The organism is Paraburkholderia sp. MM6662-R1 (assembly GCF_050436245.1).
Classification (GTDB): domain Bacteria; phylum Pseudomonadota; class Gammaproteobacteria; order Burkholderiales; family Burkholderiaceae; genus Paraburkholderia; species Paraburkholderia tuberum.
Genome location: NZ_JBNDLV010000001.1, coordinates 3,523,699 through 3,548,699 on the forward strand (window position 1 = coordinate 3,523,699; position 25,001 = coordinate 3,548,699).

At 67.4% G+C, this 25,001-nt stretch carries 20 protein-coding genes; 13 read left to right on the forward strand and 7 right to left on the reverse strand.

Features of this window, described 5'->3' with window-relative positions:
• Positions 1–83 precede the first annotated feature (83 nt).
• From OKW39_RS16765 to OKW39_RS16815, 11 genes are all read left to right on the forward strand, one after another.
• A complete protein-coding gene (locus OKW39_RS16765) occupies positions 84–524 on the forward strand; it encodes an acyl-CoA thioesterase (protein ID WP_429563065.1) in 441 nt (146 codons plus the stop codon).
• Positions 512–1,249, forward strand: coding sequence for a LolA family protein (locus OKW39_RS16770; protein ID WP_429563066.1), 738 nt, complete (start codon positions 512–514; stop codon positions 1,247–1,249). The genes OKW39_RS16765 and OKW39_RS16770 overlap by 13 nt, the downstream gene beginning before the upstream one ends.
• Positions 1,249–3,708, forward strand: coding sequence for an MMPL family transporter (locus OKW39_RS16775; RefSeq protein WP_429563067.1), 2,460 nt, complete (start codon positions 1,249–1,251; stop codon positions 3,706–3,708). The genes OKW39_RS16770 and OKW39_RS16775 overlap by 1 nt, the downstream gene beginning before the upstream one ends.
• Entirely contained in the window at positions 3,705–4,889 is a 1,185-nt protein-coding gene (locus OKW39_RS16780; protein WP_429563068.1) for a beta-ketoacyl-ACP synthase, read from the forward strand. Before OKW39_RS16775 ends, OKW39_RS16780 begins: the two co-directional genes overlap by 4 nt.
• 5 nt (positions 4,890–4,894) lie before the next feature.
• Positions 4,895–5,383, forward strand: a complete 489-nt coding sequence (locus tag OKW39_RS16785; protein WP_429563069.1) for a hotdog family protein — start codon at positions 4,895–4,897, stop codon at positions 5,381–5,383.
• A complete protein-coding gene (locus tag OKW39_RS16790) occupies positions 5,380–6,105 on the forward strand; it encodes a 3-ketoacyl-ACP reductase FabG2 (protein WP_184070780.1) in 726 nt (241 codons plus the stop codon). Before OKW39_RS16785 ends, OKW39_RS16790 begins: the two co-directional genes overlap by 4 nt.
• Complete coding sequence (locus OKW39_RS16795) at positions 6,105–7,331, forward strand: beta-ketoacyl-ACP synthase (protein ID WP_429563070.1); 1,227 nt, start codon at positions 6,105–6,107, stop codon at positions 7,329–7,331. Before OKW39_RS16790 ends, OKW39_RS16795 begins: the two co-directional genes overlap by 1 nt.
• The gene (locus tag OKW39_RS16800; RefSeq protein WP_429563071.1) at positions 7,328–8,608 is read left to right on the forward strand and encodes a beta-ketoacyl-[acyl-carrier-protein] synthase family protein; all 1,281 of its coding nucleotides are present in this window, start codon (positions 7,328–7,330) and stop codon (positions 8,606–8,608) included. The genes OKW39_RS16795 and OKW39_RS16800 overlap by 4 nt, the downstream gene beginning before the upstream one ends.
• Positions 8,605–9,849, forward strand: a complete 1,245-nt coding sequence (locus tag OKW39_RS16805; RefSeq protein WP_429563072.1) for an NAD(P)/FAD-dependent oxidoreductase — start codon at positions 8,605–8,607, stop codon at positions 9,847–9,849. The genes OKW39_RS16800 and OKW39_RS16805 overlap by 4 nt, the downstream gene beginning before the upstream one ends.
• A gap of 147 nt (positions 9,850–9,996) precedes the next feature.
• On the forward strand, positions 9,997–10,809 hold the full coding sequence (locus tag OKW39_RS16810; protein WP_429563073.1) for a hypothetical protein: 813 nt from the start codon (positions 9,997–9,999) through the stop codon (positions 10,807–10,809).
• Positions 10,810–10,820: 11 nt separating this feature from the next.
• Complete coding sequence (locus tag OKW39_RS16815) at positions 10,821–11,195, forward strand: hypothetical protein (RefSeq protein ID WP_187613239.1); 375 nt, start codon at positions 10,821–10,823, stop codon at positions 11,193–11,195.
• A 78-nt stretch (positions 11,196–11,273) separates the two neighbouring features.
• Here OKW39_RS16815 and guaD read toward each other — a convergent pair whose 3' ends face one another.
• The 7 genes from guaD to OKW39_RS16850 all read right to left on the reverse strand — a co-directional run bounded on the left by guaD (position 11,274) and on the right by OKW39_RS16850 (position 21,280).
• Positions 11,274–12,638: a guanine deaminase gene (gene guaD, locus OKW39_RS16820; RefSeq protein WP_429563074.1), complete on the reverse strand. Its 1,365-nt coding sequence runs from the start codon at positions 12,636–12,638 to the stop codon at positions 11,274–11,276.
• A gap of 165 nt (positions 12,639–12,803) precedes the next feature.
• Positions 12,804–13,853, reverse strand: a complete 1,050-nt coding sequence (locus OKW39_RS16825) for an adenosine deaminase (protein ID WP_184070767.1) — start codon at positions 13,851–13,853, stop codon at positions 12,804–12,806.
• A 47-nt stretch (positions 13,854–13,900) separates the two neighbouring features.
• Positions 13,901–14,917, reverse strand: coding sequence for a xanthine dehydrogenase accessory protein XdhC (gene xdhC / locus OKW39_RS16830; protein ID WP_429489786.1), 1,017 nt, complete (start codon positions 14,915–14,917; stop codon positions 13,901–13,903).
• Positions 14,898–17,387 (reverse strand): xanthine dehydrogenase molybdopterin binding subunit, encoded by a 2,490-nt coding sequence (gene xdhB / locus OKW39_RS16835; RefSeq protein WP_429563075.1) that lies wholly within the window; start codon positions 17,385–17,387, stop codon positions 14,898–14,900. Before xdhB ends, xdhC begins: the two co-directional genes overlap by 20 nt.
• On the reverse strand, positions 17,387–18,925 hold the full coding sequence (gene xdhA / locus OKW39_RS16840) for a xanthine dehydrogenase small subunit (RefSeq protein ID WP_090801359.1): 1,539 nt from the start codon (positions 18,923–18,925) through the stop codon (positions 17,387–17,389). The genes xdhB and xdhA overlap by 1 nt, the downstream gene beginning before the upstream one ends.
• 337 nt (positions 18,926–19,262) lie before the next feature.
• On the reverse strand, positions 19,263–19,772 hold the full coding sequence (locus OKW39_RS16845) for a disulfide bond formation protein B (RefSeq protein WP_090801357.1): 510 nt from the start codon (positions 19,770–19,772) through the stop codon (positions 19,263–19,265).
• A gap of 128 nt (positions 19,773–19,900) precedes the next feature.
• Positions 19,901–21,280, reverse strand: a complete 1,380-nt coding sequence (locus OKW39_RS16850) for an amidase (RefSeq protein ID WP_429335134.1) — start codon at positions 21,278–21,280, stop codon at positions 19,901–19,903.
• A 214-nt stretch (positions 21,281–21,494) separates the two neighbouring features.
• Between OKW39_RS16850 and OKW39_RS16855 the strand changes: the two genes are divergently transcribed.
• Together OKW39_RS16855 and OKW39_RS16860 are read left to right on the forward strand one after the other, a co-directional pair.
• The gene (locus OKW39_RS16855) at positions 21,495–23,252 is read left to right on the forward strand and encodes a cation:proton antiporter (protein WP_429335133.1); all 1,758 of its coding nucleotides are present in this window, start codon (positions 21,495–21,497) and stop codon (positions 23,250–23,252) included.
• 128 nt (positions 23,253–23,380) lie between these two features.
• On the forward strand, positions 23,381–24,832 hold the full coding sequence (locus OKW39_RS16860; RefSeq protein WP_429563076.1) for a gamma-glutamyl-gamma-aminobutyrate hydrolase family protein: 1,452 nt from the start codon (positions 23,381–23,383) through the stop codon (positions 24,830–24,832).
• Positions 24,833–25,001: the final 169 nt, after the last annotated feature.

The following is a 25,001-nucleotide window of genomic DNA, read 5'->3' on the forward strand; positions in this document are numbered from 1 at the left end:
GATGTACGGCACCTACGCGCTGTTACGAGTGCCGCGGCGCATGTGGATGCCGGTGCCGCTGCCGATCGCCAAGGAGTCAACGCATGAGCGAGCCCGCGAAAACGCAGCACGTGCTCGCCGCGAGCGCGACCGTCGAAGTGCCGTTTCACGACGTCGACGCGATGAACGTGTGCTGGCATGGCAATTATCTGAAGTACTTCGAGTTGGGCCGCGCGGCCCTGTTGCGCGCGTTCGACTACGACTATCGCGAGATGCGATCGTCCGGCTATCTGTGGCCGATCGTCGAGGCGCATCTGAAGTACGTGCGGGCCGCCGTGTACGGACAGAAGATCGAGGTGCGCGCGCAACTGCTCGAATACGAAAACCGCCTGAAAATAGGCTATGAAATCGTCGATTGCGCATCGGGCGCGCGGCTCACGAAGGGCTATACGGTCCAGGTCGCCGTCGATGCCGCCACCGAGGAATTGCAGTTCGTGTCGCCGCCGGTCGTATTCGAAAAGCTGGAGCGCGTATGGGGACGGTGAACCGGTGCGCGCTGGGAGCGCTCGTGTTGCGGCTGGCGGGGGCGATCGTCGCAATAGGGGCGCTTGCCTTGGCAGCGGCGTCGGCCGATGCGGCCACCGCCAGCAATACGGCTCCAGCCGCCAACGCCGCCAACGCCGCCAGCAACGCCAACGCCGCCAGCAACGCCAACGCCGCGCTCGTCTCGCAGATCGCCGCGCATCTCGCGCAGCCCAAGGGCGTGCGCGCGCAATTCACGCAGACGCAGACGCTTGCCGCGATGAAGCAGCCGCTCGTCAGCAACGGCACCTTGCTGTGCTTCCGCGAGCGCGGCGTGATCTGGCGGATCGACACGCCGTACAAGGCCACCTACGTGATCACCGACGCAGGCGTCGCGCAGCTCGACGCCAGCGGCCGCCGCGTGAGCACGCATAGCGCGCAGGGCAGCCGCGGCGTCGCGCAAGTGTCGAAGATGATGCGCGCGATGCTCGGCGGCGATCTGTCGGCGCTGTACTCGCAGTTCGACGTGAGCGCCGAAGGCAGCGCCGCGCAATGGCGCATGCGACTCACGCCGAATCAACCGCAGCTCGCGCAATCGATCAAGGGCCTCGACATGAGCGGCGGCGATTATCTGCAAAACCTGCGCATCACGCTCGCGAACGGCGATGTGACGAAGCTCGAGTTCGCGAACAGCACGGCCGTTGCCGAGCCGACGCCGGACGAGCGCAGCCTGTTCGGAGCGCCGTGATGGACATGCCGCAGCAGCGAACCGCGAAACATGCGTGGGGCGTGCGCGCCGCATGGCTCGTGCTCGCGCTGCTGGCGGCGCTGTATTGCGGTTGGCGCTTCACCGGAGCGTCGCCGCTCGAAACCGATCTGCTCGCGCTGCTGCCCGCGACCGAAGCGGACCCGGTCGCCGAGAAAGCGGTCGACACGCTCGCGAGCGCGCTCGGCGATCGCACCGTGCTGCTCGTCACGAGCCGCGACGATGCGCACGCGAAAGCGGCCGCGAAGCAGATGGGCGCGTCGTTGCAAAAGAGCGGCGCATTCGCCTCGGTGACGGCCGAACTGCCGCCGTTCGACCTGTCGCAGATCTCGGCGCTGTATCTGCCTTACCGCTTCGGCCTGCTCGCGCCGGCCGATCGCACCGCGCTCGCGACCGCGCGCGCGACGACGCTGCACGACATGCTCGCGCAGCGCATCTACAGCCCGCTGCAAGGCGGCCTCAGTACGCAACTCGCCGACGATCCGTTCGGCTGGCTCGAACGCTGGCTCGGCAATCTGCCGCTCGCGACGTCGAATCTCGAAGTCGAGGACAACCTGCTGGTGTCGCATCGTCACGACGCGCATGGCGACATGACCAGCGTGCTGGTCATCGCGACGCTGCCGGGCTCCGCCTACGAAACGAAGACGCAGCGCGCGGTACACGCGGCGCTCGCCGAGGCGGAAAGCGCGTTGCGTCAGACGTTCCCCGACGTATCGGTTGCACGCACGGGCGCCGTGTTCTACGCCGAGGCCGCGCGCAGCGCTTCCGAACGCGAGGTGCACGTGATCGGCATCGCGTCGCTCGCCGGCATCGCGCTGCTGATGATGTGGGTGTTCCGCTCGCCGCGTCTGTTGCTGCTCGGCTTCGTATCGACCGCGCTCGGCATCGTCTGCGCGCTCGCGGCGACGCTGCTCATCTTCGGCAAGCTGCATCTGTTGACGCTCGTGTTCGGCGCGAGCCTGATCGGCGAGGCCGTCGATTACTCGATCCAGTATTTCGTCGTCTATCTCGGCGCGGGCCGCGACTGGAATGCGCGGCTCGGCGCGCGGAGGGTACGGCCCGCGCTGGGCGTTGCGCTGGCGACGAGCCTGCTCGGCTACGCGATCCTGATGTGGGTGCCGTTCCCCGCGTTGAAGCAGATCGCGTGCTTCGCGATGGTGGGCATTACGACCGCGTTCGCGTCGGTACTGTGGCTGCTGCCCGCGCTGCTCACACGCGCGCCGAAGCACAGCCCTCGGCGCCTGTTCTCGGGCGCGGCGCGGCTGCTCGCGCGCTGGCAGCATGCGCTCGGCGGCAAGCGCGCCTGGCTGGTCGCCGCGCTGCTGCTGATCGCGTCGGTGCCCGGCTGGCTGCGTCTGAGCAGCGACGACGACATCCATCTGCTGATCCAGCGCGATGCGTCGCTGGCCGCGCAGGAAGACACGGTGCGCGAGGCGGTCGGCGTCGATAACAGCGCGCAGTTTTTCGTCGTGCGCGGCGCGACCCAGGAAGCGGTGCTGCAACGCGCCGAAGCGCTCGGTGCGAAGCTCGATGCGCTGAACGGCAGCGCCGATAGCGTCGGCGGCTACCAGTCGGTCGCGCAGTTCGTGCCGTCCGCGCAACGTCAGCGCGAAGATCGCGCGCTGCTCGCGCAGCATGTGTTCGGCGACTTCGCCGCGTTGCGTGCGACGCTGCTGCAAGCAGGCTTCAAGGACGAAGTCGCCGATGCGTGGCTCGCCGGCTTCGCCAAGCCGCCCGCGCCGCTCACCGTCGAGCGCTGGCTCGCGGCGCCGTGGTCGCAGCCGTATCGGCATCTGTGGCTCGGCGCGGTGGGATCGAACGACAAGAATCGGGCTCATCAACCTGGCTACGCGGCCGTCGTGATCCCGCAAGGCGTGACGCCGCGCAACGAGCCCGCGCTGATCGCGCTCGCGCGCGGCCTGCCCGGCGTCGTGTTCGTCGATAAGGCCGCGAGCGTGTCGAGGCTGTTCGGCGCGTATCGCGTGGATAGCGGCTGGTGGCTCGGCGGCGCGCTCGTGCTCGTGTGCGTGCTGCTGATGCTGCGCTACGGGGCGCGCGGGGGTATCGCCACGACCTTGCCCGTGCTGTTCGCGGTCGGCGTCGCGCTGGCGGTATTCGGCTACGCGGGCGTGCCGCTCAATCTGTTCAACTGGCTCGCGCTAATGCTGGTGCTTGGCGTCGGCGCAAACTATGCGGTGTTCCTGCGCGAAGGCTGCGCGCGCGCAGAGGCGGATCTCGGCGCGGTGTGGACCGGCGTGCTGCTGTCGGCGGCGACCACGTTGTTGTCGTTCGGCATGCTCGGCGTGAGCGCGATGCCCGCGCTCAAAAGCTTCGGCACCACGCTCGCGCTCGGCATCGCGGTGGCGGTGCTGCTCGCGCCTCTCGGCATGCCATCGGCAGCGCGCTCGGGGAAGTCATCGGAACCACGGAGGGCGGCATGAAAGCGCCAACAGTTTATTTGCACGCGCTGGGCATGATCAACGCGCTCGGCGGCGACGTCGACGAGATCGTGCCGGCGCTCGCCGCCGCGCGCTCGCCCGGCATGGGCAATGTGCATACCGGCATCGGCGACGCGTTCGTCGGCAGCGTGCTCGCGCCGCTCGATCTCGCGCCGCGCGCCGACCTCGCGCGCTACGACTGCCGCAACAACCGGCTGCTGCTCGCGGCGCTCGCGCAGATCGCGCCGGCGCTCGAAGCCGCGCGCGAGCGCTACGGCCCGCAGCGCATCGGCGTCGTGCTCGGCACCAGCACGTCGGGCATCGAAGCGGCCGAAACCGCGTTCGTCTATCACGCACGAGCCGGCGCGTTGCCGGCCAACTTCAACTATCGGCAAATGGAAATCGGCACCGCCGCGCCGTTCGCTGCCGCCGCGCTCGGCGTGCGCGGGCCGGCGTTTACGATTTCGACCGCGTGTACGTCGAGCGCGAAGGCGTTCGCGTCGGCGCGTCGGCTGCTGCAATTGCAGCTATGCGATGCGGTTGTCGTCGGTGGTGTCGATTCGCTATGCGAATTGACGGTGCAGGGCTTTGCGTCGCTCGAATCGACCAGCAGCGCGCGCACCAATCCGATGAGCCGCAATCGCCGCGGCATCAACGTCGGCGAGGGCGCGGCCGTGTTCCTGATGAGCCGCGACGAAGCGGTGGTGCGGCTCGCCGGCCTCGGCGAATCGAGCGACGCGCATCATATTTCGGCGCCGGACCCGCAGGGCGTCGGTGGCGAACTCGCGCTTCGCGAAGCGCTCGCGGCCGCGGGCATCGCGGCCTCGGCGGTCGGCTATGTGAATCTGCACGCGACCGCCACGCAGAAGAACGACGAAATGGAAGCGCATCTGATGGCGCGCGTGTTCCCCGGCGGCGTCGCCGCGAGCGGCACCAAGCCGTTGACCGGCCACCAGCTCGGCGCGGCCGGCGCGACCGAACTCGGCTTCGCGTGGCTCACGCTCGCGCGCGAGAACGCGACGCTGCCGCCGCATCTATGGGACGGCGAGGCCGATCCCGCGCTGCCCGCGCTCGATCTCGTCGCGGGCGCGCGCCATCTGCCGCGCGGCACGGGCACGCAGTACGCGATGAGCAATTCGTTCGCGTTCGGCGGCAGCAATGTCAGCCTGATTCTCGCCCGGTAAAGCGCATGACGACTCCGCCACTCACTGTCGAGCAACTCGTGCGTCAGCCGATCGAGGCGATCATTCCGCATCGCGGCAGCATGCTGCTGCTCGATGCGATCGACACGTTCGCCGACACCACGCTGAGCGCCTTCGCCAAGGTCGACCCGCACGCATGGTATGCCGACGCCGCCGGCGCGATGCCCGCGTGGATCGGCATCGAGCTGATGGCGCAGGCGATCGCCGCGCACATCGCGCTCGTCGCGATGCGCGGCCGCGGCCATGCGCGTCCCGGCGTGCTGCTCGGCTCGCGCAGCTATCAGGCGTTGCAGCCGGTGTTCCAAAGCGGCGCGCGTTTGCGCGTTCACGTGAGCGAGCTGCTGCGCAGCGACGCAGGCCACAGTGCCTACGAATGCACGATCGACGACGGCGACGCGCGCTGTGCCGAAGCGGTGATCAAGGTGTTTCAACCGCCCGATTTCCAGTCATTCATCGAAGGGAGTATCAGTTCATGAGCCGGCGAGTTCTCGTTACCGGCGCAAGCCGCGGCATCGGCCGCGCGATTGCGTACAAGTTGGCCGCCGACGGTTTCGCCGTGACCGTGCATTGCCGCACCGGACGCAGCGAAGCCGACGCGGTCGCGACGGGCATCGCCGCGCAGGGCGGCACGGCGCGCGTGCTGCAATTCGACGTGCGCGAGCGCGCGGTGTGCCGCGAGGCGCTCGAAGCCGACGTCGCCGCGCACGGTCCTTACTACGGCATCGTGTGCAGCGCGGGTGTCACGCGCGACGCGGCGTTTCCGGCGCTCACCGAAGAAGACTGGGACGTCGTGATCGAAACCGGCCTCGATGCTTTCTACAACGTCGTGCATCCGCTGACGATGCCGATGGTGCGCGCGCGCCAGGGCGGCCGTATCGTCACGATCGCGTCGGTGTCGGGCGTGATGGGCAATCGCGGCCAGGTCAATTACAGCGCCGCGAAAGCGGGACTGATCGGCGCGACCAAGGCGCTCGCGGTCGAACTCGCGTCGCGCAACATCACCGTCAATTGCGTCGCGCCGGGGTTGATCGAAACCGGCATGCTCGAACAGGTGACGCTCGATCATGCGCTGAAGACCGTGCCGATGAACCGCGTCGGCCAGCCGGCGGAGGTCGCGTCGGTGGTGAGCTTTCTGATGTCGGATGGCGCGTCGTATGTGACGCGCCAGGTGATCGGCGTGAACGGCGGGATGGTCTGATGAAGCGCGTCGTCATCACCGGCATGGGCGGCGTGACCGCGTTCGGCGATAGCTGGGATGCGGTTCAAGCGCGCCTGAAGCGCGGCGAGAACGCGGTGCGGCGCATGTCCGAGTGGGATTACTTCGAGTCGCTGCATACGCGGCTCGCATGTCCGCTGCCCGGGTTCACGATCCCCGCGCATTACCCGCGCAAGAGAGTGCGTTCGATGGGCCCGGTGTCGCTGTACTCGGTGCGCGCGAGCGAACTCGCGCTCGCCGACGCGGGCCTCGCCGACGACACGAGCATCGCGGATGGCCGCATGGGCGTCGCGTACGGTTCGTCGTCGGGCTCGGTGCAGCCGATCCGCGCGTTCGGCACGATGCTCGAAACCGGCTTGATGAGCAACGTCACGTCGAACAGCTACGTGCAGATGATGCCGCACACGACGGCCGTCAACGTGAGCCTGTTCTGGGACCTCAAAGGCCGCATCATCCCGACCTCGTGCGCGTGCGCTTCGGGCAGCCAGGCGATCGGCTATGCGTACGAGGCGATCCAGTCCGGCAAACAGACGCTGATGCTCGCGGGCGGCGCGGAAGAGCTGTCGGGTCCCGCGGTCGCCGTGTTCGACACGCTGTACGCGACCAGCACGCGCAACGACGAGCCGCATCTGACGCCGCGTCCGTTCGATGCCGCGCGCGACGGCCTCGTGGTCGGCGAGGGCGCGGCGACGCTCGTCCTCGAAGAATACGAGCATGCGCTGGGGCGCGGCGCGCGGATTCACGCGGAAGTGGTCGGCTTCGGCTGCAACTCGGACGGCGCGCACATGACGCAACCCACCGCCGACACGATGGCGCTCGCGATGCAACTCGCGCTGCGCGACGCGCAATTGCCGCCCGAAGCGATTGCCTACGTGAACGCGCACGGTACGTCGACCGATCGCGGCGACATCGCCGAAAGCCACGCGACCGCGCAGACCTTCGGCGCTCGCATGCCGATCAGCTCGCTAAAAAGCTATGTGGGCCATACGCTAGGCGCGTGCGGCGCGATCGAGGCGTGGTGGACGATCGAGATGATGAAGCGCAACTGGTACGTGCCCACCCTGAATCTCGACCACCTCGATCCGGCTTGCGCGCCGCTGGATTACATCGTCGGCGGCGCGCGCGAGATCGACGCCGAGTACGTGATGAGCAACAACTTCGCGTTCGGCGGCATCAACACGTCGCTGATTTTCCGGCGCGTTCGATGAGCACAGGCCTGCAACGCGTGGTCGTGACCGGCATGGGCATCGTGTCGTGTCTCGGCAATACGCTCGACCAGGTCTGCGCGGCGTTGCGCGCGGGGCACTCGCGAATCGAGCGTATCGATGCGTGGCGCGAGCGCGGATTTGCATCGCAAGTCGCGGGCGTGGCGTCGGTCGCGCACGAGGTGCCGTTCGAGCGCAAGCTCGAACGCTTTATGGGCGACACCGCGCGCTTTGCGTGCCACGCGGCGCGACGCGCGATCGACGATGCAAGGCTCGACCTCGCTTCATTGCAGTCGCCGCGCGCGGGTGTCGTGATCGGCTCGGGCGTCGGCACGATGGCGAGCTACGACGCGGCGCTCGCGATCGCGCACACGCGCGGCGTCGACAAGGTGCCGCCGTTCACGGTGCCGCATACGATGAGCAGCACCGCGTCGGCGAACGTCGCGCAGATGTTCGGGCTCGAAGGCGTCAGCTATTCGCCGTCATCGGCATGCACGACGTCGGCGCTCGCGATCGGGCAGGCGATGCAGCTGATCCAGACCGGCCGCCAGCAGATCGTGCTCGCGGGCGGCAGCGAAGCGCTGCACGACAACACGACGCTGATGTTCGACGCGATGGGCGCACTGTCGCGCCGCTTCAACGACACGCCCCGGAGCGCATCGCGACCGTACGACACGCAGCGCGATGGCTTCGTGACCGCGTCGGGCGGCGGCGTGCTCGTGCTCGAAGCGCTCGACCATGCGCTCGCGCGCGGCGCGCGCATCTACGCGGAGCTGAGCGGCTTCGGCGATTGCACCGATCGCGCGGGCATGGTCGCGCCGCGTGTGGCCGGCATCGCGCGCGCGATGCGCGGCGCGCTCGAGCAGGCGGGCCGGCGTCCCGACTACGTGAACACGCATGCGCCGTCCACACCGCTCGGCGATCTCGAAGAGCTGCACGCGTTGCGCGACGTGTTCGGTGCATCGGCGCAAGGGTTGCCCGCGTTTTCGTCGACCAAGGGCATGACCGGGCATTCGCTCGGCGCGTGCGGCGCGCACGAAGCGATCTATACGCTGTTGATGATGCGCGACGGCTTCATCGCGGCGACCGCGCTGGTCGGTACGCCGGAGCCGCAAGTGCGGGACATGCCGCTCGTGCGCTTGCCGCGCGACGCGCGCATCGACACGGCGATGTCGGTTTCTTTCGGGTTCGGCGGGAGTTGCGCGAGCCTGATGTTCGAAGCGTGGCGAGGCTCGCATACGGCGCGGCAACGCACGCAAACCGTTGGAGGAGTGATTTGAACAGCGATTCTTCAAAGCGGACCGTGGTCGACGTCGCGATCATCGGCGCGGGTCCCGCCGGCGCGGTGGCCGCCGCGCTGCTGCGTAAGGCGGGCCGCTCGGTGCTGGTGCTGGAGCGTCAGCACTTTCCGCGCTTCTCGATCGGCGAGAGCCTGTTGCCGCAAAGCATGGCGTACCTCGAAGAGGCCGGCATGCTGCAGGCCGTCGTCGAGGCGGGCTTCCAGTACAAGAACGGCGCGCACTTCGTATATCGCGACCAGAGCTCGTCGTTCGACTTTCGCGACAAGCATTCGCCGGGCTGGGGCACCACGTACCAGGTCGAGCGCGCGCTGTTCGACGACGTGCTGATTCGCTGCGCGGCCGCGCAGGGTGCCGACGTGCGGTTCGGCCACACGGTGAGCGCGGTGCGCACGGGCGCGGCACCGGTGCTCGACGTCGTCGATGAAAGTGCCGGCGCGTATCGGGTCGAAGCGCGTTTCGTGCTCGATGCGAGCGGCTTCGGGCGCGTGCTGCCGCGCCTGCTGAAGCTGGAGGCGCCGACGCGCATGCCGACGCGCGCCGCATTGTTCACGCACGTGCGCGACGGGCTCGCGCTCGACGACATCGATCGCAACAAGATCTGCATCGCGACGCATCCCGAGCGTCGCGACGTGTGGTTCTGGATGATTCCGCTCGCGGGCGGCCGTTGTTCGGTGGGATGTGTCGCCGAGGCGAGTTTTCTCGAGGTGCCCGAAACACAGCGCGAGGCGACGCTGCGCGCGCTGATCCAGCAGGAGCCGACGCTGAACCGGCTGATCGGGCAGGCGCCATTCCTGATGCCGGTGCGGCAGATCGGCGGCTACGCAGCGAATGTCGCGAGTCTGCATGGGCCGGGGTATGCGCTGCTCGGCAATGCGGGCGAGTTTCTCGATCCGGTGTTTTCCTCGGGCGTGACGATCGCGCTGCGCTCCGCGCATCTGGCGGCGCGCGCGCTGAACCGGCAGCTCGACGGCGCGACGGTCGACTGGTCAGCCGATTACGACGTGCCGTTGCGCAAGGGCATCGATACGTTCCGCGCATTCGTCGAGCGCTGGTACACGGGCGAGCTGCAGGACATCATCTACTACCCGGAACAGGTGACGCCGATCCGCCGCATGATCTGCGCGGTGCTCGCCGGTTACGCGTGGGACGAGTCGAATCCGTATGTCGCGGATCCGGTGCGGCGCCTCAACGCGTTGCACGAGGTGTGCAAGGCGGGCTGAGGCGGGCCGGCGCTTTGGGCGTGTCCCAGGGGATCGAGGGCAGTTGAGGTTTTGGGCTGTCGCCCATATACGGACGACCCCGAGCACGGTATCTATCTGGATGCTGCCAATCCGGGCAGCAACTTCAAATAGATCGTCGACACGCCCATGTCCTTGTCCGTATTTGAAATGCACTCCGTGGAGCTGCGCTGTCAAAGGCCCCTCGGTGCATGTTATGTCATCTGCGATGAGCGGCACTACAAGGCGTGCCTCGGAAGGGCCGCAGACCTTCAGAAGGCCAAGGCGGAGACCCAGGAATTTCTCAGTATTGCCAGATTGAATCAGCGAAAGTGGGAGGAGGACCTAACGCTGGTCAGGCGTCTCATTGATCGTCAGTTGCTGGCGTTTGATGGTGTGCGAAACTGGAACCGCAACACCGATGGCTGGTGGATCATTAATGCGCTTCTCGACGATCTGCGCAGAGGTGCTCGTCTTGCCATTAAAGGCCCTCGGGCTGACCTGTTTCCATCCCCCCACAGCACGCCGTTGAGCAATCTCGCGGCGAGGGCCGTCGGTCTCCCGAACGGGGAACCCATGCTGTCCGGCCGGGCTGATCCAGCCACCCGGCAAACCGGGCTGATCGCTCCACGCGCGGCCACGGCAGCCAGCAGCAGCGACGGCGATCTGGCCCACGATGCGGGCGCCTCAACGCTGCTCGGCGATGCCCAGCCGTTTGCATACTACGCTAACGACTTGTCGGGGGATTCGACGGAACTGGCTGGAATCCCGTTTGAGGGTATGCCCAACACGTGGGTTGAGAACGCGCCGGGGAAAAAGAAGCAATGGCGGATGTACGGTTCACAAGGCACCCCGACCGTTGATATTGACTTCGACAACCATCATGGCCAGCCAAATCCGCACGCCCACAACTGGGACGACCAGGGCCGCGATCACGGCTGGCCGGTCTCCATACTTCCATAGGACAAGCCACCATGACCATCACAGATGCACTAGAACAGTTCGGCGGTTTTCATGACTGGTACCTGGATGCGATTGCGACCAGCAAGGAAGGTGGCGCCGATACACCAAACGTACTAACACTTGGGTTGTACGATGAGAGCCGGCGCGCGACCGTTACCTTTCTTGGAGTGACGCGAGCAAGCATCGTTGATGGTGGATTGTTGAACATCGTCAATTCGATTGAGGTGTTGAAACCCGGTGATGAGGCATACGCCGCGGCAATCGAGGTACTCAAGAAATCCGCGCATTTTGGAAAGCGCCGTGCCGACCATATCGCATACGTTTTCTCAACAGTTGGCGCTGAGATTGCCGTCGAATTTGAGACGCTCGAAATTGACACTGAATAGCCAATTTGTGAGCACTCGCGGACCAGGACGCGCACTAGCGTTTCTTCTGCAACTGGGGCGTCTCAACCGAAGCTGGTGTCAAGCCGCGATCTTCGCGCGCCCCGGCACGCGCTGGCGCGCGTCGTCGCGGCGATGCACGCACTTGCCGGCCGCATACGTTTCATACACGGCGCGATCGTCGCCGAGCAGCGCGAATGCGAACAGCAGCTCCTCGAGCGATTCGCGCCGCGCGGTGCGGCGCGCGAGCAGCGGCGTCGCCTGCGGATCGAGCACGACGAAGTCTGCTTCCGAGCCGTCCCTCAGCGTGCCGATCTTGTCGCCGAGATCGAGCGCTTCGGCCGCGCCGGCGGTCGCGAGATAGAACATGCGCGTCGCCGTCAGATGATGGCCGCCGAGGCGCGCAACCTTGTGCGCTTCGTTCATCGTCTGCAGCATCGAGAACGACGTGCCGCCGCCGACGTCGGTCGCGAGCGCGATCGGCATGCCGGCCGAGTCGGCCTTGTCGAAGTCGAACAGGCCGCTGCCGAGGAACAGGTTCGAGGTCGGACAGTGCGAGGCGAGCGCGCCGGTTTGCGCCATGCGCTTGCGGTCCTCGTCGTCGAGGTAGATGCAATGGCCGTACACCGCGCGACGGCGCAAGAGCCCATAGTGATCGTAGATGTCGAGATAGCTGCGGTGGCCGGGGAACAGCTCGGCGACCCATTTCACCTCGTCGGTGTTCTCGGCCACGTGGCTCTGAATGAACACGTCCGGATGCAGCCGCGCGAGCGCGCCGCATGCTTCGAGCTGCGCCTCGGTCGAGGTCGGCGCGAAGCGCGGCGTCAGCGCGTACATCTGGCGGCCGCGATCGTGCCAGCGGCCGATCAGCTTGGCGCTGTCGTCGTAGCCCGATTGCGCGGTGTCGCGCAGGAACGCGGGGCAGTGGCGGTCCATCAGCACCTTGCCCGCGACCATGCGCAAATTGCGCGCTTCGCTCTCGGCGAAGAGGGCGTCGGCGGATTCCTTGTGCACCGTGCAGTACACGAGCGCGGTCGTCGTGCCGCAGGCGAGCAGTTCGTCGAGGAAAAAGCTCGCCGTGTCGCGGGCGTGCGCGATGTCGGCGAAGCGGCGCTCGGTTGGGAACGTGTACGTGTCGAGCCACGGCAGCAGACCCGGCGCCGGCGACGCAATCATGTCGGTCTGCGGATAGTGGATGTGGGTATCGATGAAGCCCGGCACGATCAGCTTGTCGCGCCGCTCCACGACCTGCGTGCCGGGCGCGAGCCGCGACGCGAGCGCCGCATACGCGTCCGCCGCGACGACGCGGCCGTCTTCCACGATCAGGAGACCGTCCTCGTGGAACACCACGGCGTTCGGCGCGTGCGCCGGATCGCCGTTGAAGGTCAGCAGAGGGGCGCGGAATGCCGCTTGCGCCACTTGCGCGGTATGAGCCGATTCAGTCATGGAAAAGCTGTCTCCGAATGTTGAAAGCTGGGCGGCGCAGGCAGCGGCAGCGGCTTCCCGGTTCGGGTCGTTGCCGTTTGCACGAACGAAGCGAAGCCGCCGGCCGCCGACGTCGGTCGAGGCCCGTCAGTTGAAATCCGTCGGCGCGCGGCTCAGTGCTGCCACTCAGTGCCGCCAATACGCGTCGAGCTTACCGATCAGCATGGCGCGTTCCTCGGGCGTCACGAACGACGCCTCGAAGCCGTTGCGGATGATCGTGTAGACCTCGGCGTCGTCGAGCTTCAGCGCGTCGATCGTCGCCAGATAGTTCGCGTTCACGTAGCCGCCGAAATAGGCCGGATCGTCGGAATTGACGGTCACCGCGACGCCGCGATCGAGCAGGTCTTTCAGCGTGTGCCTGGTCAGGTCGTCGAACACGCACAGCTTCAGGTTCGATAGCGGGCACACGGTCAGCGCGACGCGCGTATCGGCGAGACGCGTAACGAGCGCGGGGTCCTCGATGCTGCGCACGCCGTGATCGACGCGATCGACCTTCAGCACGTCGAGCGCCTCGTAGATGTAGGACGGCGGGCCTTCCTCGCCCGCATGCGCGACGAGCTTCAGACCGAGCGCGCGCGCCTTCGCGAACACGCGCTCGAACTTCGACGGCGGATGACCGCGTTCCGACGAATCGAGCCCCACGCCGATCAGCCGATGCTCGTACTGCTCGAACAGCGGCAGCGCTTCGTCGAAGGTGGCGAGCGCATCGTCCTCGGACAGATGGCGCAGGAAACACAGGATCAGCTTGCTCGACATGCCGCGCTTCTCCGCGTCGGCGAGCGCGCGTTCGATGCCGGCCACGACGGTCGCGATCCGCACGCCGCGCTCGGTATGCGTCTGCGGGTCGAAAAAGATTTCGCTATGCACGACGTTGTCGGCGAGACAGCGCTCGACGTAGGCCATCGTCATGTCGTAGAAGTCCTGCTCGTGCAGCAGCACGCTCGCGCCCGCGTAGTAGATGTCGAGGAACGATTGCAGGTCGGTGAACGCATAGGCGGCGCGCAAGGCTTCCACCGAGTCGTAGGCGAGCTTCACGCCGTTGCGTTGCGCGAGCGCGAAAATCAGCTCGGGTTCGAGCGAGCCTTCGATGTGGATATGCAGCTCGGCCTTCGGTGCGCGCGCGGTTTTGTCGGCGAGCGTAACGGGGGAAACAGGGGTAGCGGTTGTCGGGTTCATCGTGGTTTGGAATTGTGTGTTGGGTAACGAGTGGCGCCGGCCGCGTATCAAACCGCCTGCGTCGGGTGGCGCGCACCCGCGTTCGCCTCGACGGCCTGCAACACCTGCGCGGCCGCCGAGATCGCGATGACCTCGGGCGACTTGTCGACGATGCCGTCGACGCCGAGCGGACATTTCATCCGCGCGATCCGCGCCGGATCGATGCCGCGAGCCGCGAGCCGATGCTCGAACTGCTTGCGCTTGGTATGCGAGCCGATCATGCCGAAGAACGCGAAGTCGCCGCGCCGCAGGATGCGTTCGGCCAGTTCGAGATCGCGCGCGTGGTTGTGCGTCATCACGACGAAGTACGTGTTCGGCGCGGCCTGATCGATCGCCTCGTCGGGTGCGTCGTTCGCGTCGATCCTCACGTTCGGCGCGTGCAGCGCATCGAGCGACGGAAACTGCGCGTCGCGCTCGTCGACCCAGCGCACCGTGCAAGGCAGTGTCGCCAGCACGCGCACGAGCGCCGCGCCGACGTGACCGGCGCCGAACAGCACGACGGCGAATTCGCCCGGCGCGATGGTTTCGGTCAGGAGCGCGCTGCTGTCGTCGAAACCGGCGCCGTCCCACAGCAGACAGTCGGCGCCGTCGATGCCGGGCTCGGGTTCGGACAGCATCACCGCATCCGGCGCGGGGCCGAATGATACGCTACGCACCGTCGATTGCCCCGCCGCGAGGCGCTTGGCGAGCGACGTGAGCCAGCCGAGATCGCCGACGTCGAGCCGCTCGAACGCGAGGATCACGGCGCCGCCGCAGCACTGGCCGAGGCTCGGCCCCAGCGCGAAGCGTTCGAGCCGCCGCATGTGGGGCGCGCGCATGCCGTCGCGCAGCACCTGGCGCGCGGTCTCGATCGCCTTCCATTCGAGGTGGCCGCCGCCAATCGTATGCCTGGCCGCCTCGCGCGTGACGATCATCTTCGTGCCGGCTTCGCGCGGCGCCGAACCTTCGACGCGCGCGACCGTCACCAGCACGGCGGCGTCGCCATGCGCGAGCAGATGTTGCAGGTCAGTGAGCCAGGCTTGCATCCGGCGATTCTCCGTGGGGGGCCGCGTCAGGTGTTGGCGCGGCGGGTGGCGTGTGGGGGGCGGCGCTGTCGGGGTGCGTGGCGGGTTCGACCGGGTTTGCGTTCTGCGACGCGTCCGACGCGTTCAAAGCGTCCAGCGCATCGAGTATCGCCTCGGGCGTCGCCGGCGCGCGCAACGGCGGAGCATGTCGCGCGCCCGGCACTGCGGCCGCGATTGCGTCGCGAATCGCGAGAAACACCGAAAACGGCAGCAGCAACGGCGGCTCGCCGACCGCCTTCGAGCGGAACACGGTCGGCTCGGCGTTGCTGTTGTCGTAGAGCCGAACGTGGAACGCGGCGGGCGTGTCGCTGACCGCGGGAATCTTGTACGTCGACGGCGCGTGCGTCATCAGGCGGCCGTCGCGGCTCCACCATAGCTCTTCAGTGGTGAGCCAGCCCATGCCCTGAATGAAGCCGCCTTCGATCTGGCCGAGATCGATCGCCGGATTGATCGACTGGCCCGCGTCGTGCAGCAAGTCCGCGCGCAGGAGCTTCCACTCGCCGGTCAGCGTATCGACGACGACCTCCGACACCGCCGCACCATACGCGAAGTAATAGAACGGATGACCGGTCAGCGACTTCGCATCCCAATGCACTTTCGGCGTCGCGTAGAAACCGTCCGACCACAACTGCACGCGCGCGAGATACGCGGCGTTGACGAGCTGTTCGAACGGCAGCGCGCCGCCGTTCACCGACACGCTGCCGCGCGCGAACTGCACGTCGTTCGCGTCGCCACCGAGCTGGCGCGCCGCGAGTTCGGCGAGCCGCGCGCGGATCGTCCGCGCGGCGGCTTCGGCGGCCATGCCGTTCAGGTCGCTGCCGGTCGAGGCCGCGGTCGCCGACGTGTTGGCGATCTTCGAGGTATCGGTCGCGGTCACCCGGACGCGCGATAACGGCAAGCCGAACTGATTCGCGACCACCTGCGCGACTTTCGTGTTGAGCCCCTGGCCCATCTCGGTGCCGCCGTGATTGACGAGCACGGAGCCGTCCTTGTACACGTGCACGAGCGCGCCGGCCTGATTCAGGAACGGCACGTTGAACGAGATGCCGAACTTGACCGGCGAAAACGCGAGGCCGCGTTTGAGCACGGGACTCTTCGCATTGAATTCGGCGAGTGCCGCGCGACGCGCGCGGTAGTCACTCGAATCTAGCAGCGCGTCGGTCAGCGGCGCGATGATGTTGTCTTCGACGCGTTGTCCGTACGGCGTCGTATCGCGTTCGCCGACGCCGTAGTAATTCGCGAGCCGCACGTCGAGCGGATCGAGCCGCAGCTTGCGCGCGATGCCGTCGAGCAGCACCTCCATCACGAGCGCGCCCTGCGGTCCGCCGAAGCCGCGAAACGCGGTGTTCGACTGCGTATTGGTCTTGCAGCACAGCGCGACGATATCGACGTCGGACAGGTAGTACGCGTTGTCGACGTGGCACACCGCGCGCGTCGCGACCGCGCCGGACAGATCCGCGGAATAGCCGGCGCGCAATGCGATTTCGACGCGCACGCCAAGCAGGCGGCCTTGCTCGTCAAAGCCCGCTTCGTACTCGTAGACTGCATCGTGGCGCTTGCCGGTGATCAGAAAGTCGTCGTCGCGATCGGCGCGCAGCTTGACCGGGCGACGCAGGCGTTGCGCCGCAAGCGCGGCCACGCACGCGAACAGCGCCGATTGCGATTCCTTGCCGCCGAAGCCGCCGCCCATGCGCCGGCATTCGCAGACGACGTTATGCGCGGGCCAGTCGAGCATGTGCGCGACGACCTGCTGCATCTCGCTCGGATGCTGCGTCGAGCTGTAGACGAGCATGCCGTCCATTTCCTTCGGCACCGCATAGGCGATCTGGCCTTCGAGATAGAACTGCTCCTGGCCGCCGACCTCGAACCTGCCGGCCAGTCGATGCGGCGCGGCGGCGATCTTCGCGTCGGGGTCGCCGCGCCGCAGATGCAGTGGCGGCAGCACGAACTGCTTCGCGGCTTTCGCATCGGCGGCGGTGAGGATCGCGTCGAGCGGCTCGTAGCGGATCACGTCGTCGCTTTTCGCGAGCGCGGCGGCGCGACGTGCGAGTTCGTGGCTCTCGGCGATCACCGCGAAGACCGGCTGGCCCAGATAGAGCACTTCGCCGTCGGCGAGGATCGGATCGTCGTGCAGCACCGGGCCGCAATTGTTTTCGCCGGGGATATCGTCGGCACTCAGCACCGCGATCACGCCGGGCGCGTTTCTCACCGCGTCGAGATCCATCGACACGATGCGCGCATGCGCATGGCGCGACAGGCCGAGCGCCGCGTGCAGCGTGCCGTGCAGCTCGGCGATGTCGTCCGTGTAGGTCGCTTCGCCGCTCACGTGCAGCGCGGCGGATTCGTGCGGCAGCGGTACGCCGATCGACGCGTCCTCGCGTTGATCGGCACGCGCGCCCGCGGGTTCGATAAAGGCATCGGTCCGGTTCATCACGGCGACTCCTTCACGACGATTGCGTTGGCCTCGAACGCGAACGCGTTCACGTCGCAGAGCGCGAGCGGCGCGTCGTCGCGCGTTTCGAGGTAGAAGCGCCACAGCAGATTGCGCGCGACCCTCAGCCGATACGCGCTCGACGCGCGCATGTCGGTGAGCGGCTGGTAGTCGGCGGCGAGCGCGTCCATCGCGCGACGGGCCGTCGGTTCGTTCCACGCCGCGCCGTTGAGCGCGGCTTCGGTATGCGCGGCCCGCTTCGGCGTCGCCGCCATGCCGCCGAACGCGACCCGCGCCGCGCGGATCGTGCCATCTTCCGCGACGTGCAGCGCAAACGCCGCGCACACCGCCGAGATGTCCTGGTCGTAACGCTTCGCCACCTTGTAGGTGCGAAACCGCAGCGCGTCAGCCGGGCGAGGCACGCGCAGCGCGCTGACGAATTCGCCTTCCGCGAGCGTGGTCTTCTGATAGCCGAGGTAGAACGCGTCGAGCGGCACGTTGCGGGTCGTGTGATCGCGGCGCAACTCGACGTCGGCGCCGAGCGCGAGCAGCGCCGGCATCGAATCGCCGATCGGCGAGCCGTTCGCGACGTTGCCGCCGAGCGTGCCCGCATTGCGGATCGGCAGCGATGCGAAACGCGTCCATAGTTCGGCGAGTTCGGGGTAGTCGGCGGTGAGCGCCGCGTACGCGTCTTCGAGCGTGACCGCCGCACCGATGGTCAGCGTTTGCGCGTCGCGCGCGATCGTCTTCAGTTCCGCGACGTTGCCGGTGTACAGCAAGTCGCCGAGATCGCGGAACTGCTTGGTGACCCACAAGCCGACGTCGGTGCTGCCCGCGACGATGCGCGCGTCCGGGTGCTGCGCGCGCAGCGTCGCGAACGCGTCGAGCGTGAGCGGGGCGTGGAAGGTGGGCGAGCCGAAGGCGGCGCCGCGGATGCCGGGCGCGCTGTATTCGAACGTGTCTTCGCGTTGCAGCGTGCGCAGCGTGGTCGCGATGGCCTCGCGGTCGAGCGCGACGCGCGGATGCTGCGCGTAGTCGAACATCTTCTGCGCGGCGTCGATGATCGGCCGGTAGCCCGTGCAGCGGCACAGATTGCCGGACAGCGCGGCGTCGATTTCATCGCGGGTCGGCAGGCCGGCGCTGACGGGCTGGTTCTCGTAGAGCGCCCACATCGACATGACGAAGCCGGGTGTGCAGAAGCCGCATTGCGAACCGTGGCAGTCGACCAGCGCCTGCTGCACCGGATGCAGCGCGCCGTTCGCGGCGCGCAGGTCTTCGACGGTGAAGAGGGCGCGGCCGTCGAGTGTCGGCAGGAACTGGATGCAGGCGTTGACCGCCTTCAACGTGAGGTCGCCGCGCGCATCGAGTTCGCCGATCACGACCGTGCATGCGCCGCAGTCGCCTTCCGCGCAGCCTTCCTTGGTGCCGGTGCAGCGCAAGTCCTCGCGCAGGTGCTGCAGCACGGTGCGCGTCGCCGGCACGCCTGCGACCTCGCGGACGGACCCCTGGTGGTAGAAGCGGATGGTTTGCGTTGTCATGGCGAATCGGAAGACAGTGCGGACCGGGCGCGCGTTACGCATGGGGTCGCAAAAAGCCGGCCTCGCGCACGTAGATCGCCATCCATACCCGAAGATAGCACTACCCCGGCCCGAAAATATTTCCCGTGTCGCATGAAGCTCATGCGGCGGCGGTCATGATCCGGGTACGATTCGCGCCGAGGCGGGAACGTCGCGCAGAAAAAACGCCGGACTTCGGTGCCCGGCATGGGCAACACGAAGTCCGGCGTCATTGGCGATGCGAATCGGTAAGCGCCCTGGCGGCGAGTTCGGCGCTTCAGACGGCGTTCGAAGCTCGCTCGACCAGGTTTCACCGCCGTCAGGCCACCCGACGGCGATTGCGCACGAGGCTCAGCACCAGCGCGACGAACGCGACGATAAACGCGACGCCCGACCACATCGGCAGCGTCAGCCCGAGAATCGGCGGATAGGCGGTTTCGCACAGGCCCGCGACCTTGAACACGCTCGGCAGCCAGTGCGCGGGGGGCAGGCTGTCGACCACCGGTTGCAGTGCGTCGAAGCCGCAGCTGAAGCCAGGATTCGCCTGGATGTACACATGGCGCGCCGCGGTCGCGATGCCGGCCAGCGCCGACAGCGCCGCCATCACTTCGAGCAGGCGCACGCCGCGCCAGCGCCTGAAGCTCGCGCCGAGGAACGCGAAGATCGCGATCAGCAGGAAGAAATAGCGCTGGATGATGCACAGCGGGCACGGGTCTTCGCGCAGGCCGAACTGCAGATACAACGCACCGCCCACGAGGGCGAGGCAGATCAGGCCGAGCAGAACCAGCAGGGTGCGCTCGCGGCGCAGCATTGCGGAGTCGTTAGTCATGGATCATCGATTGGTCTGGAGACGAAAGGGCGGGTGCCCGCGATTCTAGCGCGAACCCCGGCCGCGCCACTTATTGCCTGAACATTGGCGCGGCGGCGACCGCGCCGGGCAGCCAACCCCGGCCCTCTTTACCGGATCGCTTTCAGCACTGCCTCGGCCGCGCGGCCGATCGCGAGCAGCGCGTCGTCGGCGTGCGGTGCGCCCGCCAGCATCAGGCCGACCGGCGCGTCGCCGCGCAGATGGCACGGCAGCGACAGCGCGCAGCTATCGAGGAAGTTGAACGCGCTCGGATTGCGCAGGATCAGCGCATTGGTGCGGCCGAACGCGTCGTCGTCGTCGAGCAGGTCGGCGAGGCGCGGCGGCACGACCGGCACGGTCGGCGCGACGACCGCGTCGAAACGCTGCCACAGCGTGCGCGCGGCTTCGTCGAGCATCGCGTCGCGCTCGGCGACGAGGTCCAGATAATCGACCGCGCTGGCCGGCTGCCCCTTCATGATGCGCACGAGCACGCGCGGATCGTACTGCTCGCGATGCTTGTCGAGCAGCGGACGATGCCACGCATACGCCTCGATCGACGAAAAGCCGAAGCGGTTGATCTCCGGCAGCCGGTCGAGCGGCGCGAAGCGCACCTCGCTGACGATCGCGCCGGCCGCCTCCAGATGCTTGAGCGCGGTATCGATCGCGCGCGCGACTTCGGGCTCGACGCCGTCGGTCACGAAATTGGTCAGCACGCCGAGGCGCACGCCTTCGAGCGGCCGCGCGGCCGGGATGCGCGGCTCGAGCCCGGCGAGCATCCGGTCGACCAGCGCGCAGCATGCGACCGACACGCCGATCGGCCCGAACGAATCGAGCGTCGACGACAGCGGCACGCCGCCCTGCTTCGGGATGCGCGCGGCGGTCGGCTTGAAGCCGGTCAGCCCGCACAAGGCGGCCGGGATGCGGATCGAGCCGCCGGTGTCGGTGCCGAGCGCGACCGCGGCCATGCCGTCGGCGACCGATGCGGCCGCGCCCGACGACGAGCCGCCCGAAATCCGCTCGTCGCCCTTCACGCCGCGCCGGTACGGCGACAGCGGATGGCCGTAGTGCGGATTCAGGCCGAGTCCGGAAAACGCGAACTCGCTCATGTTGGTCCGCCCGACGATCACGGCGCCGGCCCGCTTCAGACGCGCGACCGCGACCGCGTCGGCCTTCGCGGCGGGCGCGTCGGCGAGCACGACGGAGCCCGCGCGGGTCGGCTGGCCTTCGATGTCGAACAGGTCCTTGACCGACACGGGAATCCCGGCGAGCGGCGAGAGCACGGTGCCGGCCGCGCGCAGGCGGTCGTGCGCGTCGGCGGCGGCGCGCGCGGCGTCGGTGTCGACGTGCATGAAGACGGCGGCGCCCTGGCCAGCCGGATCGGCGATCCGGTCCAGCGCGGTTTCGACGAGCGCGCGGCTCGTCGTGCGGCCGGCGGCGAGATCGGCGGCAAGCTGGGCAAGCGGCGGGAAAGGGGCGAATTCAGTGGCCATGATGTCGGTAGAAATCCGGTTGAGCGCAGCGCGGGCGCATGAGCGAGGCAGTGCGGAGCCAAAGGGAAAGGTCCGTCCGCATTGTAGAGCAAGGTTTTGCGGCCGCGCGGCCTGCTACTGGCGGCGCGGCGCGGCGCGCGAATTCGCCAAAAAGCTGGCCGGTTCGTTTGCTACACTGCGCTTTCCGAGATTACTGTTTGTAAGGAAGGCGCTCATGCACCATGGTATCGGCTTCATCCAGGATCTGGCCGTCGTGATGGCGCTGGCCGGCGTCGTCACCGTGCTGTTCCATCGGCTGAAGCAGCCGGTGGTGCTCGGCTATATCGCGGCCGGCGTGATCATCGGACCGTACACGCCGCCGTTCCAATTGATCCACGACGAACAGACGATCCAGACGCTCGGCGAGCTGGGCGTCGTGTTCCTGATGTTTTCGCTGGGCCTCGAATTCAGCCTGCGCAAGCTGTTCGAGGTCGGCGCGACGGCGATCGTCGCCGCGCTGTCCGAAATCGTGCTGATGCTGTGGATCGGCTACGAGATCGGCAGCGCGTTCGGCTGGACTCCGATGGACTCGCTGTTCCTCGGCGCGATCCTCGCGATCTCGTCCACGACGATCATCGTGAAGGCGCTGTCCGATCTCGGACTCAAACGTGAAAGCTTCGCGCAGCTCGTGTTCGGCATTCTGATCGTCGAGGACATTCTCGGTATCGCGATGCTCGTGCTGCTGACCGGCATCGCGCAGACCGGGCAACTGTCGGCCGGGCTCGCGGCCGTCACGCTCGGCAAGCTGCTGCTGTTCATGACGGTGTCGCTGCTGGTCGGCGTGCTGTTCGTGCCGCGCGCGCTGAACTACGTCGCGCGCACGGGCAGCGACGAGATGATGCTCGTGTCCGTGCTCGGCTTCTGCTTCGGCTTCTGTCTGCTGGTCGTCAAGCTCGATTACAGCATCGCGCTCGGCGCGTTCCTGATCGGCGCGATCATGGCCGAGTCGCGCCATCTGCATCGGATCGAGCATCTGATCGCGCCGCTGCGCGACGCGTTTTCCGCGATCTTCTTCGTGACGATCGGACTGATGCTGAACCCAGCCGTGATGCTCGACTACGCGTGGCCGATCGCCGTGATCACGCTCGCGGTGATCGTCGGCAAGATCGTGTCGTGCGGGCTCGGCACGTTTCTGTCGGGGCAGGACGCGCGCACCTCGATGCGCGTCGGCATGACCGTGTCGCAGATCGGCGAGTTCTCGTTCATCATCGCGACGCTCGGTCTGACGTTGAAGGTGACGAGCGGGTTTCTGTATCCGATCGCGGTCGCCGTGTCGGCATTGACGACGCTGACGACGCCATATCTGATCCGCGTCGCCGATCCGCTCACGCGCCGCATCGGGCAGGCGATGCCCGCCACGTTGTCCAACGTGTTCGGCATGTACGGGCAATGGCTGCGCAGTTTGATCACGGCGCGCGGCGAGCCGACGCTCATCGGCATGACGCGGCGGATCGTATTGCAGATCGCGGTGAATCTCGCGCTCGTCGTGGCCATTTTCCTCGCCGTGTCGTATAGCGCGCCGCATAGCGGCCGGCTGCTCGCGCACTGGCTCGACGACGAGCCGCTGCAACGCGTCGTGCAGTGGAGCGTCGCGCTCGTCGTTTCGCTGCCGTTTCTCGTGGCCGTGTATCGCAAGACCAAGTCGCTCGCGCTGCTGCTTGCCGAAGTCGGCGTGCAGCCGACCACCGCGGGACGCTTCACGAGCGCGCTGCGTCACGCGATCGCCGATCTTGTGCCGATCGTGTCGATGATCGGCGTGTTTCTGCTGGTGGCGGCGCTGTCGGGCAGCATCCTGCCGCCGACTGGCCTGCTCGTCGCGGTGCTCGTGTGCGCCGCGCTGCTGCTCGCGCTCGTGTGGCGCTGGTGCGTGAAAATTCATGCGTCGATGCAGATCGCGTTGCGGGAAACCTTCGAAGAGCGGCCGGATCCTTGAGTCATCGGGGTCGGTGTAACGCTTCGCAACAATGTGAGCAATTGTGTGCGGGTTTGCGGGGCCTGCAGCACTGACGGATAATCAGGGCATATTCATTCGTTCGCGTGTAAGGCGCCCGTCCGACAGTCATGAGCGAAAACAAACCCGAAAACGCCGGCACGACCGGCAGTCCGCAGCCGGTCTCCCCCGCGCCGAGCAGTGCGCCGGCCGAACCGGCCGCCTCGCTTCCTCCGTCGCATGAAGATGCCATCCGGTCGGCCGCCAAAGACACGAGCCCGACGGCCGAGGAGGCGACCGCGAGGTCGTCGACCGACGATCCGCTCAGCGCATCGTCGGTCACGCCCGAAGATCCGCGCACGGCGCGGCTGCGCGACGCGGCCGAGGCGCGCAGCGCCGCCGCCGAATCGACCGCGCGGCAGGAAGCCAAGGTGCACGAGCGCGAAGTGCGGCGCGCTGGTACGTACGCCGGCGGCGCGACCATGGTGAAACCCGAGCCGCTCGCGAAACCGACGGTGGCCGCCGGCGAGCCGCGCGCGGCTGGCGGCAGCGCGGCGGACCTCGCCACCGAAGACGAAATCGCCACCGAGGCAGCCGCCGCACCCGCGGCGCGCGCGCCCGGCTCGCCGCCGCCCGGTTTCGGCGCGGCACCCGATTTCAGCGCCACGAACCCGCCGCCACCCAACGCGCTGCCGCCGTCGCCACCGCGCTATCTGAAGCAGAGCGACTCCGCGTGGAGCGTGTTCGGCCGCATCATCGCGGCGCGCGCGCGGCAGCTGTTCGATCGCGCGGGGCAGCGGATCACGCAGCGCACGCTGCGCATCGGCGTGTCGGCGCGCATCTTCCACCCGGAACCGGGCGCGAAGGGCTTGCGCGGCAAGACGCTGCAGTATCTGGAGGAGTCGGTCGCGCACTGGGTGATGTCGCGCGACGTGCTGGTGTTCATGATCCCGACCGTTGGTCATCAGGGCATGCTGCACCCGAGCAACATCCGTCTGCGCGACTATGCGAAGCATCTCGATGGCCTGCTGCTGCAAGGCGGCGCCGACGTGTCGCCGCAGACGTATGCGGAATCGGCGGCCAGCCACGAATGGCCCGGTGACCGCGTGCGCGACATGTACGAGCTCGAACTGCTGCACGAGTTCGTCGAATCGGGCAAGCCGGTGCTCGGCGTGTGTCGCGGCTGTCAGCTGATCAATGTCGCGTTCGGCGGCACGCTATATCAGGACATCGCGACCGAAGTGCCCACCGCGAACGCCCACGTCAACGAAAACTACGATCAGCACCGGCACGGCGTGCATTTTCCGGATGGCTCGACGCTGCTGAACATGTTCCCCGGACGGCACGACGCGATCGTCAACTCGATCCACCATCAGGCGGTAAAGACGCTGGGCCGCGATCTCAATATCGAGGCGGTGTCGGCGTCGGACGGCATCATCGAGGCCGTGCGCTACCGGCGCGCGCCGTTCGTGATGGGCGTGCAGTGGCACCCGGAGTTTCATCGCGCGGGCGGCCCGGAGCTGCTCGATTGCACGCCGTTGCTCGATACGTTCCTGCGGGTCGCGCGGGAGACGCGGTTTTAAGCAAGGCGGGTTTGCGTTGGCGCGGCGTGCGCGGTCGAGGTTGAGTCCGCGGCGTGGTTGCGCATCGGTCCCGCGCTTTCGCTGTTTTCCGCAGCCCGACGGAGCCATTCCATCCATCTGACGCGCTGTCACGTTATGTGGCAGTGCGTTTTCTTCTCTCGAAATAGTC